Genomic DNA, 16958 nt, shown 5'->3' with positions numbered 1-16958 from the left:
CCGTTGATCCGACGGCGGCTGCTGCTCGAATGGATCGCCATCGCGCTGCTGGCGCTGGCGGTCACCTGCGGTTTCGTGCTCGGCGGCATGACTTCGCGGATCGACAACACGCTCTATGACGCGCTGGCGGGACTGCGCGCGGCGCCCCCGTCCGACCGCATCCTGATCGTCGCGATCGACGACGACAGCATCGCCGAGATCGGCCGCTGGCCCTGGCCGCGCACCGTCCACGCCCGGCTGATCGAGCGAATCGCCGCCGCCCGGCCGGCAGCGATCGCCTATGACGTGCTCTTTCCCGAGCCAGCGGCCAATCCGCGGGAAGATGCGGCGCTCGCCGCGGCGATGCGCGGGACACGCGTCGTCCTGCCCATCTTGCTCACGGCACCCGGCGCGAACGGGCGGGCGTTCGATGCCACCCCACCGGTCGAACCGCTGCGCAGCGCCGCCACGCTCGGTCACGTCGCGCTTCCCTATGACGGCGACGGCAGCGCGCGGGCGGCCCTGCTGGAGGTGAGCGAGGGCGGCCGCACCTGGCTGCACCTTGCGGAGCAGGCCTATCGCCTCGGGAACGGCGCGCCCTCACCCGCCTTCCGCCGCGCCGCCGCGCGGGGCCAGCCGGGCGTGCTCGTCCCCTATGCGCCGCCGGGTGCGTTCCGGACCGTACCCTTCAAGGACGTGCTGGCGGGCAGCGTCCCGCCCGAGTTCCTGCGCGGCCGGTTCGTGCTGGTCGGCGTGACGGCGGGCGGACTCGGCGACCGCCATGTCGTCGCGGGGGCGGGGGCGCTCCCCGGCGTCGAGGTGCAGGCCAACCTGCTCAACGCGCTGCTCACCAACCGCTTCATCCGCAGTCCGTCCAGCGCGTGGCAATGGGCGTTCGCCGCCTTCCCCAGCCTGCTGCTCCTGCTGCTGTTCCTGTGGCTGAGGCCGTCGCGCGCGCTGGTCGCGACCGCGGCGATCTTCGTGGCGACGGCGGCGCTGCCCGTGGTCCTGCTGGTGATCGCCGGCCTGTGGCTGCCGCCGACCGCGGCGCTGCTCGCGCTGCTCATCGTCTATCCGCTGTGGGGATGGCGGCGGCTGATGGCGATCCACCGCGCCATGTCCGACGAGCTCCGCCTCTTCGCCGGCGACGACGAGGCGCCGGTCAGACCCGCCCGGGCCGGGCTCGATCCGGCCGGCAGCAGCGCGATCGCGCTCAGCAGCTCGATCGCGCGGCTGAGGGACCTCAAGCGGCTGATCTCCGACACGATCGAGGGGGTGTCCGATCCGCTGATCGTGACGAGCCTTGCCGGGCAGGTCCTGCTCGCGAACGGCCGGGCGCAGGCGCTGATGGCGGCCGAGCTGACGCCCGATACTATCATGAAGCTCGCGAACGCAGCCGAGCACGACGAGCTGACGCTGGCGGACGGGCGCAGCTTCTCGCCGCGTCGCACGCCGCTCGCCGATGCGGCCGGCGAGCAGCGCGGCTGGATCCTGCTGCTGGCGGAGATCACCGCGATCCGCGCCGCCCAGCAGGACCGCGAGGAGGCGCTGGAGTTCCTCAGCCACGACATGCGGGCGCCGCAGGCCGCGATCATCGCCCTGCTCGACGGCGACGGCGGCAAGGCGGTGCCGGAGGCGCTGTCCGCGCGCCTCGCCGGTCATGCGCGCCGGACGCTGCGACTCGCCGACGACTTCGTCCAGCTTGCCCGGCTGCGCAGCACCGGCTTCGAGCCGGAGGAGACGGACGTCCGCGATGCGCTCGCCGAGGCCGCCGATGCGGTCTGGCCGGTCGCGTCGCGGAAGGGCGTGCGGGTGGTGGTGGACGAGGGCGAGCCCTGCTGGATGATGGGCGAGCGCTATGCCCTCACCCGGGCGCTGCTCAACCTGCTCGACAATGCCGTCAAGTTCAGCCCCGATGGCGCGGAGGTCCGGTGCGGCGTCGCCGAGATGATGGAGGCGGGGTCACGCTGGTATGAGATCGCGATCGAGGATGCCGGCCCCGGCATTCCGCCCGACCGGCTGTCACGGCTGTTCGCGCGGTTCGGGCCGGTCGGCCGCAGCGGGACGCAGCCGAGCGCCGGGCTTGGCCTCAGCTATGCCCATGCGGTCGCGCAGCGTCATGGCGGTTCGCTCAGCTACGTTCCCGTAACGCCGACCGGGACGCGCTTCGTCCTGCGGCTGCCTGCCCTGAGCGAATGATCAGCGGCCGCCGAGCGCCGCATGGGTCAGCGGCTCGACCAGCCTGGCGGCCGCGCCGGCGCAGCGGCGGCCCGACACGCTGTCGCGATAGGCCACCCGCCCGCTCTTCCGCTCGATGAGCGCGACGGACAGGACATATCGCTGCCTCCGGCAGAAGGCGATGCCGGCGAGCCCCGGATCGCGGCGGCCGGCCGGCTCGTCGGCGGTCGAATAGCGCAGCGCGACCGGGGCGGCCGCATAGCCGACGTCGAGCCGGTAGCGGGCGTCCGATGCTTCGCGGAATCCCTGGTCGGCAAGCGCCTTCGCCACCGCCTGGCGCGCTTCGAGGAGCGACGCATCCGTCGGCTGCGGCGCTTCCGCCATGACATAGGTCCGATCGGGCAACGATGCCGGCGCCAGCGCGATGCCGCGGTCGATGGCCGGCGCGCATGCACCGAGCGAGACGAGGACGATCACGACCGGAAGTATTTCTATACGCACACCCGCCCCCATTTCCTCGCCTTCATTAGACGAGATCGTAGGCAATTCTCAACAGACGCGTGGTTTGACAGGTTGCAGAAAAGACAATCGCGCGTCGTTACAAGTGTTTACTCACGTCTAACCGCCGCTCGCGATACGGGTGCGAAACGAGCGCACCATGGACCTTTCCTTTTCCCATCCTCGCACCTTGCGACCCTCGGGCGGGACCATCCTGGTGGTCGAGGACGATGCGCGTATCCGCCTGTCGACCGCCGCCGCCCTGCGTGCGAACGGCTTCATGGTGATGGAGGCGGGGAGCGGCGACGAGGCGCTGCTGATCCTTGCAGGCGACCGGCCGATCGACTGCGTGTTCTCCGACGTCAGGATGCCGGGGGAGCGCGACGGCATCGCCCTCGCCGGATGGGTGCTCTCGCATCGCCCCGACCTGCCGATCCTGCTGACCTCCGGCGACGTGCAGACGGACGACCTCGATCCCGAGCTGCGCCGCCAGGTGTCGGTCCTGCCCAAGCCCTATCACCCCGCTTTGGTGATCGGCGAGATCGAGGCGCTGATCGCCTTCGGGCAGCCGCGGGAGGCGAGGTCGGCTAGAGTCCGTCCGCTTTAAGTTGAAACGATGTGCTCCTGCGAAGGCAGGAGCCCTGGATCACAGGCCGTGTCGCTTGCGGCCACGGCTCCTGCCTTCGCAGGAGCACAGACACTGCTTCGATCTAAACAGAACAGAGTCTAGCGCGTCTCGCTGCGGATCGGAACCGTCGCGCCTTCAAGACCATCGGCGGCGACATGGAGGACGATGCGGCCCGCTTCGCCCGGCCTGGCGCGGACGATCGCCAGCGCGAGGCCGTTGAAGGCGTTGCGTTCGTGCGACTGGAAGGGCTCGAAGCTGGTGGGGTCGCCGTTGTCGGTGGCGACGATCTCACCCGGCCCTTCGATCGTGAAGCGCAGCCGGTTACCGGCGCGGGGCGCGGTCAGCCCGTCCTTGTCGGCGATGCGCACCGTGACGAAGGACAGGTCACGGCCGTCGGCGCGGATGGTGGCACGATCGGCCCTGGCGTCGAGCCTCGCCGGGGCGCCGGCGGTCTTCATCTGCGCGGTCGCCCATTCCTTGCCGTTCTTCCAGGTGACGACGCGCAGTTCGCCCGGCTCATAGGTCACATAGTCCCAGCGGAAGCGATACTCGAACGGCGCGCGCTTCTTGCGGCCTTGCGACTTGCCGTTGACGAACAGCTCGGCCTCGTCGGCGGAGGAGATGACGTGCACCGGCGTCACCTGGCCTTCGCGGCCCGGCCAGGTCCAGTGCGGCAGGATGTGCGCCATCGGCAGGTCGGGCCGCCAGCGCGCCTGGTAAAGGTAGAATCGGTCCTTGGGGAAGCCGGCGAGATCGATGATCCCCGAATAGGAACTGCGCGCGGCATAATAGGGCGTCGGCTCGCCGAGATAGTCGAAGCCGCTCCACACGAACTCGCCCGCGACATAGGGCGCCTGATCGTCCGCCGCGAAGGAACGATCGGCCGAGGAGCCGAAGTCGGAGGCGAACAGCTCATAGGCGCTGACCTGCCTGGTCGCAGGATCGCCGCCGACGCCGGGCCGCACCGGGCCGCTGATCGTACCGGGCACCGGGAACTGATACTCCCCGCGGCTGCTGAGCGCGGAGGCGCTCTCGCTGCTGAAGATCACCTTGTCCGGGAAGCGCGCGCGGAAGGCGGGGAACTGGCCGGGCAGGCTGCGGATGCCGGCGCCCTGATAATTGAGCGCGATCACGTCGACCGTGGCGGGCAGCGGCATGTCCGCCTTCGCCCAGTTCATCGCGGTCATGGTCGGACGGGTCGCGTCCTCCTCGCGCACGATCCCCACCAGCTCGCGCGCGACCGCCGCGCCTTCCTCGCCGGTATATTGCTCGCCGACTTCGTTGCCGATGCTCCACAGGAACACCGAGGGATGGTTGCGGTCGCGCCGCAACATCGCGCGCAAGTCCTGCTCGTGCCAGTCGGGGAAGATCAGGTGGAAGTCGAGCGGCGTCTTCTTCTGCTTCCAGGAATCGAACACCTCGTCGATCACCAGGAAACCCATCCGGTCAGCGAGCTCGAGCAACTCGGGCGCCGGGGGATTGTGGCTCATGCGGATCGCATTGGTGCCCATGTCGCGCAGGATCTCGAGCTGGCGCTCCGCGGCGCGGACGTTGAAGGCGGCGCCGAGCGCGCCGAGGTCGTGGTGGTTGTTGACGCCGTGCAGCGGGATGCGCTCGCCGTTGACGATCACGCCCTTGTCGGGATCGAGGCGGATCGAGCGGATGCCGAAGCGCGTCTCGTAGCGATCGACGACTTTGCCGCCCTGCCGGAGGGTGGTGACGGCGACGTAGCGGTTCGGCTGCTGCGTGGGCGGCGGACCCCAGAGGCGGGGATTGGCGAGCGTGGTCGTGCCCTTGAGCGTTGCGCTGCTACGAGCCGGCACCAGCGCGCGCTGCGGCGCGATCGCGGCGACGGCGCGGCCGGTGCGGCTGCCGGCGGCATCGAGGGCGTAGATCGCGGTCGCCACCTCGACCGGCGTTTCAGCGGCGGAATCATTGTCGATCGCGAGCTGGAGGTCGATGGTTGCCGATTGCTTCGAGACCTCCGGCGTCGTCACGACGCTGCCCCACTGGCCGACATGAACCGGGTTCGTCCTGGTCAGCCACACGCTCCGGTAGAGGCCGCCGCCGGGATACCAGCGTGCGGACTCGGGCGGATTGTCGAGCCGGATCGCGAGCTGGTTGACGCCGCCGGGCACGACATAGGGGGTGAGGTCGACGCGCCAGCCGTTGTAGCCATAGGGCCAGCCGCCGACGAGGTGGCCGTTGAGCCAGACCGCGGCGTAGGACATCGCGCCATCGACATCGAGGAAGATCGACTTGCCGCGATCGCTCGCCGGAATGTCGAGCTTCCTGCGGTACCAGCCGATGCCCCAGCTCGGCAGCCGGCCCATGCCGCCATAGGGACCCTCGGTGAGGAACGGCCCTTCGATCGCCCAGTCGTGCGGCAGGTCGACCTTGCGCCAGCCGCTGTCGTCGAAGCCGGCCTGAAGATAGGAAAGCCCCTCCACCGGCTCACCGGTCGGGCGAACATAGGGCGCACGGTTGCGGAGGAAGGCATTGCCGGTCGGCAGGATCCAGCGCTTGAGCACCGGGCGGTCGGCGGCGAGCTGCTCGGCCTCCTGTGGCCGCGCGTCGGCGGCCTTGCCATCCTCGCTGGTCTTGAGCTCGGGGCGGATGTCGTAGAGCAGGACCGCGGGCGCATCCGCCGGATCGCCCTTGGTGAAGCGCCAGCCGGCGTCGATCGAGATGCGCTCACGCGGCGCCGTGTCGGAACGGACGGGTTGTGCCGCAGCGGCGAGAGGAAATACGGCAAGCAGCAGAGCCGCCCGCACCCAGATCGCGGCACGGCGCAGCGGGTTCCGTTTAGAATTGGAATTCAACGAGGCTGCGCGCAACGATCGACCTCTCCGTAATGTGGACCGCGGCGACCCTGCAGGCCACGCGACCGGTTTATGATAGCGCTACCAACGCTATCGGCTGGTGAAATGATGTCAATGCCGGACTGGGCATCGAGCGGGGAAGCAATTGCCGACCCCGGTGCTGCAGGCGTTCACGGGCGTCGACCACCAGCTATATCGAGGCCGTGTTCCGTGTGGTCGACGCCTAGCCCGGAGGCGCCGACGCCCATCTTCGCGACACGCTCGGCCAGCCGCGCCGATCTCGTCGTCTTTCGCCGACGCTTCGCGGCAAGGCGATGAACCCGGATCCGGGGACTGCCCGAGCGGCAAGGCCGGCAACTGGAATCCGGTCCGTCACCGGCGCGTCACAATGGACTCACAAAGGCCACTCGACAGAGTGCGGCCGACCCGCCGATCGAACACCTTCGCGTGGGGACCATCATGAACCGGAATCGTTTCGCCGCACAGCTCGGCATCTCGATCGCTGCGTTGTCGATCGCGGCAGCGGCGCAGGCCCAGACCGCGCCTGATGACGGACAGCCGGCCGATACGGACATCATCGTCACCGGCCAGCGCGCCAGCCAGCGCCGCGCGATCGAGGCCAAGCGCGATGCGATCGGCGTGCTCGACGTCGCTGCCTCCGACGAGATCGGCCGCCTGCCCGACCGCAATGTCTCCGAGGTGGTCGAGCATCTCCCCGGCGTCGGCGTCACCTACGACCAAGGCGAGGGCCGCTACGTCGCGATCCGCGGCGTCCCTTCCAACCTCAACAACTATACGCTGAACGGCATCGAGATCGGCAATCCCGACGGCACCACCCGCTCGCTGCCGCTCGACATCGTCTCCGGTCAGCTCCTCAACCGGGTCGAGGTCGCCAAGGTCAAGACCGCCGACATGGACGGCCAGGGCATCGGCGGCACGATCAACCTGGTCACCCAGACCGCCTTCGACTTCAAGGACCGCTTCACCGTCGCCGCCAGCGCCAAGGCGGGCTATCAGGAGCTCAACAAGAAGGTGCCGGTACAGGCAGATCTCAGCATCGCCTCCCGCTTCGGCGCCGACGAGCAGTTCGGCCTGGTGCTCGGCGCGAGCTATTCCAACCGCGACTTCGTGAGCGAGGGCTTCTATCCCGATAACTGGAAGCCGGTCGCAGGCGCCGCGCGCGGCGGCATTCCCGACAATATCAAATACACCGAATATTCGCTCGACCGGCGCAGGATCGGCGCGACCGGATCATTCGACTGGCGTCCCAGCGACCGCCAGAGCTTCTACGTCCGCGGCATCTATTCCAAGTTCATCGAGGACGAGGTCCGGCCGCGCTACCGGCTCGACTTCGCGACCAACGCACTGCTCGGCCTCAATGGCGACCGCATCACCAATCCCGCCTTCACGCTCAATCCCGACGGTCTCACCGGTACCATCACCGGCAGCGGGCCCGAGCGGCGCGAGGACCTGCGGCTCGACTACAAGGCCAAATGGCTGACGACCGGCATGGTCGGCGGCTCGACCGATCTCGGCAGGCTGCGGTTCGATTACGAGGGCGCCTACAGCCGCAACGAGACGCTCGACCAGTTCCCGATCTGGCAGTTCCGGTGCAACCCCGGCACGGTCGATTTCGACTTCTCGGACAAGATCTACACGGCGGGGCCGCGGACCGAGTGCCGCGCGGACCAGATGCAGTTCCGCCAGTACACCTATTCGCACCAGCTCAACACCGAGAAAATCTGGCAGGGCAAGCTGGATGCGACCTATGACCTCGGCGAGGGCAGCTTCCTGAAGTTCGGCGCCAAGTATCGCGGCACCGACCGCGACTTCGACCAGAACAACCCCACCTATGTGCGGGGCTCGGCGGCGAACCGTTGGACGCTCGGCCAATATGGCCTCGATGCGCCGGCGATCTGCGTCTACCCCAACAGCCAGGACACCGATCAGTGCTATTCCAACGGCCCGGTGTTCGACATCGGTGCGCTCCAGGGCTTCACCGACCAGCATCTCGGCGATGCGCTGATGCCGATCGATCCCGTGGCGACGCTCGCCAACGATACGCTGGCCGACTTCAGCCTGACCGAGGACGTCGCCGCGGCCTATGCGATGGCGAACATCAGGCTGGGCGCAGTGACGGTCACGCCGGGGTTGCGCTACGAGCATACCAGGCTCGACATCACCGGCTATCAGCTCGAGGACGGCGCCACGATCGTCCCGGCCTCGCGCCGCAACAGCTATGACGACTGGCTGCCCTCGCTGCTCGTCAAGATCGCGCCGTCGCGCGATACGATCTTCCGCCTCGCCTATTCGAAGAGCCTCGGCCGCCCCGAGTACAGCACGCTGTCGCCGGGCGGGTCGATCGACACGGTCGAGGGTTCGGTGTCGCTCGGCAATCCCGATCTAAAGCCCTATCGCGCCGACAATCTCGATGCGACGGCGGAATGGTATTTCGCGCCCGGCGGCATCCTCAGCGTCGGCGTGTTCGCCAAATTCATCCGCAACCCGATCTTCAGCCGGACCACGGTGCTGCGCGACACGACGTTCAACGGCGTCTTCTATCCGACGCTGGAGATCTCGCAGCCGTTCAACGCCGAGAAGGGCGACATCATCGGCATCGAGGCGCAGTATCAGCAGCAGTTCACCTTCCTGCCCGGCCTGCTCTCCGGTCTCGGCATCCAGCTCAACGGCACGCTCACCGATTCGACGCTGACGCTGCCCGATGGCCGCAGCTCGACCTTCCCCAGCCAGTCGAAATATCTCTACGGCGCCGAGCTTTTCTACCAGAAGGGCGCCGTGGAAGCCTCGATCGCCTATCACAACACCGGCAAGGCGCTGCTCTCGGCGGGCGACGTCTGGTACAACGACCAGTATAACGACGACCTGCGCCGGCTCGACGCCAAAGCGAGCTTCGCGCTGCTCCGTGACGTGCGGCTGTTCGTCGAGGCGCAGAACCTGACCGACGAACCGACCCGCCAGTACCAGGCGGGCAATCGGGATTGGGTGATCCAGAACGAGCGTTATGGCCGCACTTTCTACGCGGGTGTATCGGCCAAGTTCTGATGCGCGGGCTGCTTGTCCTGTTGGCCTTGATTGCCGCTCCCGCCCCCGCGCAGGATGCGGCGGCGCCCGCCCCCCTGCTCGCTCCGGCCAAGGCGATCGCCCGCTGGACGGCGGAGGAGGCGCGGCAGGGCGTGGCGGTGGACGCCGACCATTTCTACGCGATCAGCAACAACCGCATCGGCAAGTACGACAAGCGCACCGGCAAGCGTGTCGCCGCATGGGAAGGCGACAAGCGGCTCTATCCGCATATGAACTCCTGCGTGGTCGACGGGAAGGAGCTCGTCTGCGCCGCCTCCAACCATCCGAACATACCGATGGCGAGCGCGGTCGAGATCTTCGACACCGCGACGCTCCGCCACGAGCGCAGCATCGCGTTGCCGCCCTATCCCGGCTCGCTGACCTGGATCGAGCGGCGCGGGCGGGACTGGTTCGCGATGTTCGCCAACTATCCGGAAAGCCGCGGCGGGGAGCCTGGACGCGACAATCGCTGGACTCTGCTCATGCGCCTGGACGAGCAGTTCCGCCCGCTGCAATCCTGGCATTTCCCCGATGCGATCCTCGCCCGCTTCGCGCCGATGAGCTGCTCGGGCGGCTCGTGGGGGGACGACGGGCTGCTCTATGTGACCGGCCACGACCGACCGGAGCTTTACGCGGTGCGCCTGCCGGAAGCGGGCACGGTGCTCGAGCATGTCGCGACCGTCCCGCTGCCTACCGACGGCCAGGCTTTCGCCTGGGACCGTTCGGTGCCGCGCAGCCTCTGGTCGATCGAGCGCCGCACCAAAGACATTGTCGTCAGCGCCATTCCCGTGGTGCGCTAGGCCGAGGACCTGTTTCGGCGCCGTCCGGGCGCGCGCTCTTGATTACGGCCAGCGACCTTCGGACGAGCGTCACCAACATGCAAAACTACGGTGCGACGCTGTCGCGGCAGCTCTTTGCAGGATCAGTAGTTCCAGTGCCTGTCCGCAATGTCGCGGCCTGAGCGGATGCATGAACGATCGGCGGCCATTGGGAAATGGCTAGTGCCGGACAGCATGTCCGGAGTGGGCGCAAAGCTGCCATGCGACACCCTGCCATCCATGGGTGTGAGCATCAACGATGGACGGTCCTCGGCTTAACGCCGGTAACGCCAGGGAGATAGGCGGCTGTCCCCCTTCATCAGCAGTCCCGATACGCGATCGGACCTCGGTGGCAATCCCCTCCTCATTCGACGTTCGAAACCCGTCCTAAGGCGTGAGGTTACCGCCTCAGAATGAAACAGACGATTTCCGACTATCGCGAAAATCGTTGCCTCTGTCCCATAACGGGGATATGGCCTGACTCGTAAACACTCCGTCAAACCTCCGGCATCTTGGCCAGAAGAACGAGAGAGGACGGGATGTTATGTCTTCGCGTATCCTTATATCAAAAAAATAACGCCTGAATCGTCGGGGGACGAATCTGGCCAGCAATTATCCGGGCGAAGCGTAGGGGGGTAGGTTACTGGCATGATAGTTGCGCGGGGGGCGCGCGCAGGATCTTGCGCGTTGTGGGCATGTATCGCAGTTTTTCTTGGATTCTTCGCGGCAACGCCCGCGGTTGCACAGTCGGAATCAGTCTCAATTGATGTGATCGCGCGGATTTCGTCGCGCTGCGGCTTCGCGGCGGGCGATCTGCCGTCGCTGACCGCGTCCGCCGATCTCGAGGAGCCGGGACAGCTGCTCGCCAATGTCGAGCTCGACTGTAACACGCCCTATGCCTTCGGCATCACCGCCGCCCACGGCGCGCTTGTCAACATCGATGCCAGGGACGACGAGTCGGGCTTCGCCTTCGCCAAGACCTATCGCGTCGCGGTGGCGCTCGACACCGACCAGGGCGTCGTCCGCAGCCAGCCCTGCTCGTCGGCCGACCTCATCGAGGGCGGCAGCTGCGCCTTTGCCGCGTCGCGGCCGGGCGAGGGTTTCAGCTCCGGCCCCGGCATCTCGATCGGTCGCCGCGCGACCCTGACCATCGACTGGCCGCCGCAATCGGCGTTGCCGAGCCGGCTCGCCGCCGGCCGCTACAAGGACACGCTCATCCTGGTGGTGGGCGCACGGGCATGACGATGCCTCTCACGCAATTCCGGCGCCTGGCGCCGTCCGCCTTCGGTCCGTTCCGCGAGGAGCGCCGAAACCCCGGGAGCGGCCCCGCCGCCTGTCCCGACGAGTGATGCTGATCGAAACCACAATCCAGCTAGGAGCATGAAATGAAGGCTATTCTTCTCGCGGCCGCGTCGGTCGCGATTTTCGCGGCGGGTTCGGCCTCGGCGCAGGTCAAGACCATCGACATCAACGGCACCGTCAACAGCAAGTGCGGCATCACCGGCAGCGCGTCGAGCGTCACGCTGTCCAGCGACCTGACCGACTCGAATGCCAAGGTCCGTCCGAGTGTCACCGCCGAGATCGCGACCGCGCTCAACAACACCAACGTCATCGCCTTCTGCAACGAAGTGAACAGCAAGGTGAAGGTCGACCGTGCGGTCCTGTCGCGCGTCGGCGCCACCGGCACCGGCGTCACCGGCGACGGTTTCGCGCACCACATCCGCTACGGCCTGGACCTGTCGATCAACGGCCTGTTCCTCGATTCGACCACGACCGACAGCGAATCGACGGTCGCGTCGCGTTTCGGCGGCCATGACAGCGCCAGCTCGGCCGCGACCCACCTCCTGTTCGCGCAGTCGGCCTCGGCCGGCGCGGCCGTCGCGTCGTCGAACGGCTCGACGCCGATCGCCAACAATTGGTCGTCGCTCACCGACCGTCGGCTGGCTGCCGGCACCTACACCGGATCGGTTTCGATCACGCTCACTCCGGGTGCCTGAGCCTGCTCGGCCGGGTCTTCTAGCTCGGCCGGCCTGAATTCGGGTGCCGCACGCATGACGCGCGTGTGGCACCCGCCTTCTTCCAGGAAACTATCGTGAAACTCTCGCTCCGCTCCCTCCGCCGCGTGGGTGCCGTCCTCGTCGCACTTGCCGCACTCGCCGGAATCGCGACGCCGCTGCTCGCGCTCAACATCACGCCGGTGATCGTCGACCTGTCGTCGACCGGCCGGCGCACGTCCGCCGTCATCAGCCTGCAGAACACCTTCGCCGAAGCCGTCCCGGTCGAGGTCAGCGCGCATCCGGTGCGCGTGGTGAACGGCGAGCTGGTCGAGAGCGAGGAGGAAGAGGCCAAGGACCTGCTCGTGTTTCCCGCCCAGGCCACCGTCGAAGGCGGCCAGACCCAGGCGTTTCGCGTGCAATGGGTGGGCGAGCCCGCGCCGAAGGCAAGTGAGCACTTCTACGTCACCGTCTCACAGCTGCCGGTCACCCTGCCGGGCAACCAGAATGCGATCCAGGTGCTACACCGCTTCAAGGTGCTGGTCAGCGTCGGCGCCCCCGACGCCAAGGCCGAGCTTCGGATCGACAAGGCCGACATCCAGCCCGACGAGAACGGCAAGCCGCGGCCGGTCATCACGGTGTCGAACGGTGGCAACACCTATGGCTATCTCGGCCAGCGCGAGCTGACGATCGTCCAGCGCGCGCCGGACGGGCGCGAAGTGTTCCGCCGATCCTTCTCGCCCGACCTCATCCAGCGCCAGATGGGCCTCGGCCTGGTGCCGTCGGGCCAGACGCGCGTGCTTCCGGTCAACCTGCCGCTGCCGCAGGCCGACGGGACGCTTTCGGTCGAGCTCGGCGCAGCCACGTCCAGCTGAGCGATGCGGGGCGAGCTTCTCACCCTCGTCAGCATCGGCGCGCTCATCGCGTGCCAGAACGCGCGCGCTGAGGCCGTCGCCGCTGCGCCCGCGGGCCAGGCGGCCGCCCCGTCCAAGCGCTACAACACCACCGGCCGGGACATTCCCCTCGGCGGGCCGCTCACCGACGATGGCTTCATCCTCGGCGACATTTCCTACACGCTCACCAAAGACGATCGGCTGATCGTCGACGCGCCCGCCTTCCTCGCGCTGCTCAAGCCGTCGCTGGCGCCCGACGTCTGGAGCCGGCTCGCCATCGCCGTCGGTCCGCGCCAGGAGATCAGCGGCGAGGAGCTCGCCGCGCTCGGCTTCACCGTCGCTTATGACCAGGCAACGTTCGGGCTGAAGCTGTCGCTCGCACCCGAGCTGCGGCCGCGGCGGACGATCAGCGTGACGGGCGGCTACGGCCCGACGATCGGCGCGCTTGCCGAACCGTCGCCCTTCTCGGCCTATGTCACCGCCTACGGCAACATCGACTATGTCCATCGCGGCTTCGACCGCGGCCTCGCCACGCCCAACATCCAGCTCGACAGCGCGATCCGCTACCGCGGCTTGGTGCTGGAGAACGAGGCGTCGGTGCAGGACCGGTTCAGCCGGCAGGCGACCCGGCTCGTCTATGACGACCTCGCCCGCACCGCCCGCTACTCCGCCGGCGACCTCGAGCCGATCAGCCGCGGCTTTTCCGGCGTGTCGCCGATGGCGGGCGCGTCGATCGTGCGCGTCTATTCCGACCTCGAGCCGCAGCGGAACATCCAGCCGCGCGGGCAGCGCAGCTTCACCCTGGTCCGTCCCTCGACGGTCGAGACCTTCGTCAACGGCCAGTCGGTCCAGCAGACTCGCCTCAACCCCGGCACCTACAACATCAGCGACTTCCCGTTTGCGCAGGGATCGAACGACGTCCGGCTGGTCATCCGCGACGATACCGGCGCCGAGAACGTCATTTCCTTCTCGATCAACTTCGATCGCAGCCTGCTGGCGAAGGGTCTGTCCGAGTTCGGCCTCTACGCCGGCGTCAGGGCGCCGTTCCGGATCAGCAGCCGCACCTATACCGACACGCCGATCGCCTCTGGCTTCTACCGCCGCGGCTTCACCGACGAGCTGACCGCCGGCGGCAATTTCCAGCTCTCGACCAACGGCGGGGTCGGCGGCGTCGAGGTGATCTGGGCAGCGCCGGTCGGGACGATCGGCATCAACCTGGCCGCGTCGAACATCGACCGGATCGGCAACGGCTATGCGCTGAACGTCGGGTACGAGCGGATCTTCGGATCGGGCTCGAACGTCAAGTCGCTGACGGCGACCTTCCAGACCACGAGCCGCGACTTCGCGACGCCCTCGAACGCGATCGCGTCCAATCCCTTCGCCTATGAGATCGGCGCGAGCTATTCGCAGGGCATCGCGCGCGACCATTATGTCAGCCTCGACGGCTATTTTTCGATCGGCCGCGGCTCGACGCCCAACCAGGTGACCACGCGCGCCACCTATGGCTGGCGCTCGAACCGCCGCATCCTGCTGACCGCCGAGGCGGCCTATGAGCGGCGGCCGTCGCAGCACGGCTTTGGCCTCCGCATCGCGCTGACCTACCGGTTCGATCGCGAATCGAGCGCGCAGGCCGAGGTGGATACGCTGCGCGACCGCCAGCGCCTCACCTATCAGCGCGCGGAAGGGCGCGGGGTCGGCGCCTACAACGTCTCGGCCAACGTCGACCGCAACGACGATGCGGTCGGGCTGAACGGCACCGCGACCTACATCGGCAACCGCGCGGAGATCGGCGCCGCCCATCTCACCGCTTTCTCGACCGACAACGGCAACATCATCGACCAGCGCACGTCATTCCGCTTCGGAACCTCGCTGGCCTTCGCCGGCGGTCACGTCGCGCTGTCGCGGCCGATCTACGACAGCTTCGCGATCGTCGCCCCGCACAAGTCGCTCGACGGCGCCACCGTCTACGTCGATCCGCGCGAGGATCGCGATCTCGCGCGATCGGGGCTGTTCGGGGGTGCGGTGGCACCCGACCTCAGCCCCTATTTCCCGCGCGTCCTGACCTACGACGTACCAAAGGCGCCGACGGGCTACGACCTCGGGACCGGCACCGTCACGCTCGTGCCGCCCTATCGCTCCGGCTATTTCGTCGAGGTCGGCTCCGACTATTCGGTGACCTATACCGGCATCCTGCGCCGCCGCGACGGCGCGCCGGTCAGCCTGCTCGCCGGCAAGGCGATCGAGTTGACGCGGCCGCAGCGGGCGCCGGTCGGCATGTTCACCAACCGCACCGGCCGCTTCGTGGCGGAAGGGCTGCGGCCCGGCAAATGGCGCATCGAATTTCCGAACCAGGACGAGCGGTTCGTGATAGAGGTTCCGGCCGACGCCAAGGGGCTGGTCGACGGCGGAGAAATAAGGCCGGAGGGGGCGCAATGAAGACAAGGTTGCTCGCCGCGATCGGCGCATGTGCGGCGGTAGTCGCCCCGGCCGCGGCATCGGCCGCCTGCGCGAGCTTCGAGGCTTCGCCGGCGGAACTCACCGTCCAGTACGATCCGTTCGGCCGGGCGACGGTCGATCGGGTGTTCACGCTGCGCATCCGGCGGCTCGATCCGGCGGCGACGGGGGTGCGGTTCGTTTTCGCCAACCCCGATGCGAGCGGCGGCCGCTCACGCGTCGGACGATATGGGCCCGAGGATTTCACCATCCTGTGGAACCGCGACCAGGGCCGCCGCGTGTTCGTGCTGGGGGCCGAGCAACCCAATCCGACCAACGGCGCCTATGTCCAGTTCGCGGCGGCCCCGGCCGGCAACGTCGTCACCGACGTGTTCCGCCTGCAGCTTCCGCCTGGACAGCAGGCGGCGGCAGGCACCTATCTCCAGCCGATGGAGCTGCGCTTCTTCTGCACGACGGCCGGCGACAGCACGCCGCCGGATTTCCAGACCGGCTCGCAGGTCGCGGTCCAGGTCGAGGTGCCGCAGCGCATCTCGAGCTATATCGGCTCGATCGGCCAGCGCCGCGGCGCGATCGATTTCGGCGAGCTCGGCGCGGGCGGCGGCGTGGCGCCGCGCAGCCTCGCCGTCACCGTGCAGGCGACCGTCCCCTACACGATCGACATCCACAAGGAGCGCCGCGCGCTCCGGCGGAGCGACGAGGACAGCTACGGCATCCCCTATCGGATGCGCCTGTCCGGGGTGGAGGTCGACGACGGGTCGCGCATGGCCTGCGACGTCACCCAGGCGCCGACCGGCCGGGTCCATCCGGTCGAGGTCGCGCTCAGCCAGCGCGACGTGGCGAGCGTTCCGGCGGGATCCTACAGCGACACGGTGACGCTGACGTTCCTGCCGCGGCTCGGGCTCGCGGGCGGTGCGGGCTGCGCGATCGGCGGCTGAGCCGCCGTGTGGGTCAGAAGGTGACGCCTTTCGGCTCGGCGTAGAGCGTGATCGATGTCGCCCGGCCGGCAGGGGTCTCGGCGAGGACGAGCGTGAGATCCCGCTCGGCATAGGTCGGATGATCGCTGTCGACGATCACCGTCGAGGTGCCCGCTTCGGAGAGCGGGATCCGCTGCCCGCCGCCGATCACGACGAAGGCGTTGGCGAGCCCCCGCGGGTGCTCCATCACCAGGCGATAGCCCTCGACGCTGTTGCAGAGCTCGGTCATCCGCCCCAGGCGATTGTCGCCCCGGTGCAGCGCCTCCGCCGCCCCGCCGGCCAGCGACACGTCGCAGATGGTGCGAACGCGGCCGACGATGCCGATCGACATCTCTTCCGCGCCCGCGCCGGCCGCCGGCAATGCGGCTCCGACGAGCGCCAAAACTGACAGGGCCATGCGACGAACGATCATTGGTTCATCCTTTCTCGGGGATGCACCTACGGTAAGAGACCGAAAACTCTCGTAAGCCGAAATGGTTAATTTTTCGTCAATAATTCTCGAACTCGCGCAGTCCTCCCGGGCGCAAAACTGCCCCGCTCTATACGGCGCCAGCTAATGGCCAGAAGCAGCCGATCGGCGTCCGTCTGGAAGCCCGAAAGCGGCCGTTGATGCAAATCTGCAGGAATGATGCTGGGACG

The 16958-nt window shown here is 68.0% G+C and carries 12 protein-coding genes; 9 read left to right on the top strand and 3 right to left on the bottom strand.

What is annotated here, in order from left to right; translation table 11 throughout:
* The first annotated feature begins 3 nt into the window (after positions 1 to 3).
* Entirely contained in the window at positions 4 to 2178 is a 2175-nt protein-coding gene (locus tag LZK98_RS06775; RefSeq protein WP_233785639.1) for a CHASE2 domain-containing protein, read from the top strand.
* Here LZK98_RS06775 and LZK98_RS06770 read toward each other — a convergent pair whose 3' ends face one another.
* Positions 2179 to 2658 carry a DUF4136 domain-containing protein gene (locus tag LZK98_RS06770; RefSeq protein ID WP_233785638.1) on the bottom strand — a complete coding sequence of 160 codons (480 nt, stop codon included), beginning with the start codon at positions 2656 to 2658 and terminating at the stop codon, positions 2179 to 2181. It abuts the gene before it with no gap.
* A 157-nt stretch (positions 2659 to 2815) separates the two neighbouring features.
* Between LZK98_RS06770 and LZK98_RS06765 the strand changes: the two genes are divergently transcribed.
* Entirely contained in the window at positions 2816 to 3262 is a 447-nt protein-coding gene (locus tag LZK98_RS06765) for a response regulator (RefSeq protein ID WP_233785637.1), read from the top strand.
* A gap of 119 nt (positions 3263 to 3381) precedes the next feature.
* Here the strand turns inward: LZK98_RS06765 and galB are convergent, their stop codons facing one another.
* The gene (galB, locus tag LZK98_RS06760; protein ID WP_233785636.1) at positions 3382 to 6105 is read right to left on the bottom strand and encodes a beta-galactosidase GalB; all 2724 of its coding nucleotides are present in this window, start codon (positions 6103 to 6105) and stop codon (positions 3382 to 3384) included.
* A gap of 459 nt (positions 6106 to 6564) precedes the next feature.
* Between galB and LZK98_RS06755 the strand changes: the two genes are divergently transcribed.
* From LZK98_RS06755 to LZK98_RS06725, 7 genes are all read left to right on the top strand, one after another.
* Positions 6565 to 9168, top strand: coding sequence for a TonB-dependent receptor (locus LZK98_RS06755; protein ID WP_233785635.1), 2604 nt, complete (start codon positions 6565 to 6567; stop codon positions 9166 to 9168).
* Positions 9168 to 9986 carry a YncE family protein gene (locus LZK98_RS06750; RefSeq protein ID WP_319937540.1) on the top strand — a complete coding sequence of 273 codons (819 nt, stop codon included), beginning with the start codon at positions 9168 to 9170 and terminating at the stop codon, positions 9984 to 9986. Before LZK98_RS06755 ends, LZK98_RS06750 begins: the two co-directional genes overlap by 1 nt.
* Positions 9987 to 10772: 786 nt before the next feature.
* Complete coding sequence (locus LZK98_RS06745) at positions 10773 to 11246, top strand: hypothetical protein (RefSeq protein ID WP_233785634.1); 474 nt, start codon at positions 10773 to 10775, stop codon at positions 11244 to 11246.
* Positions 11247 to 11389: 143 nt separating this feature from the next.
* Positions 11390 to 12001 carry a hypothetical protein gene (locus tag LZK98_RS06740; protein ID WP_233785633.1) on the top strand — a complete coding sequence of 204 codons (612 nt, stop codon included), beginning with the start codon at positions 11390 to 11392 and terminating at the stop codon, positions 11999 to 12001.
* Positions 12002 to 12096: 95 nt separating this feature from the next.
* Positions 12097 to 12873, top strand: a complete 777-nt coding sequence (locus LZK98_RS06735) for a fimbria/pilus periplasmic chaperone (protein WP_233785632.1) — start codon at positions 12097 to 12099, stop codon at positions 12871 to 12873.
* A gap of 3 nt (positions 12874 to 12876) precedes the next feature.
* Positions 12877 to 15327, top strand: coding sequence for a fimbria/pilus outer membrane usher protein (locus LZK98_RS06730; RefSeq protein WP_233785631.1), 2451 nt, complete (start codon positions 12877 to 12879; stop codon positions 15325 to 15327).
* Positions 15324 to 16280, top strand: coding sequence for a hypothetical protein (locus LZK98_RS06725; protein ID WP_233785630.1), 957 nt, complete (start codon positions 15324 to 15326; stop codon positions 16278 to 16280). Before LZK98_RS06730 ends, LZK98_RS06725 begins: the two co-directional genes overlap by 4 nt.
* Positions 16281 to 16293: 13 nt before the next feature.
* Here LZK98_RS06725 and LZK98_RS06720 read toward each other — a convergent pair whose 3' ends face one another.
* Positions 16294 to 16731 (bottom strand): hypothetical protein, encoded by a 438-nt coding sequence (locus tag LZK98_RS06720; RefSeq protein ID WP_233785629.1) that lies wholly within the window; start codon positions 16729 to 16731, stop codon positions 16294 to 16296.
* Positions 16732 to 16958 lie beyond the last annotated feature (227 nt).

It is taken from the genome of Sphingomonas cannabina, from assembly GCF_021391395.1.
GTDB classification, from domain to species: Bacteria; Pseudomonadota; Alphaproteobacteria; order Sphingomonadales; family Sphingomonadaceae; genus Sphingomonas; species Sphingomonas cannabina.
This window is presented reverse-complemented; position numbering and strand designations above follow the sequence as displayed.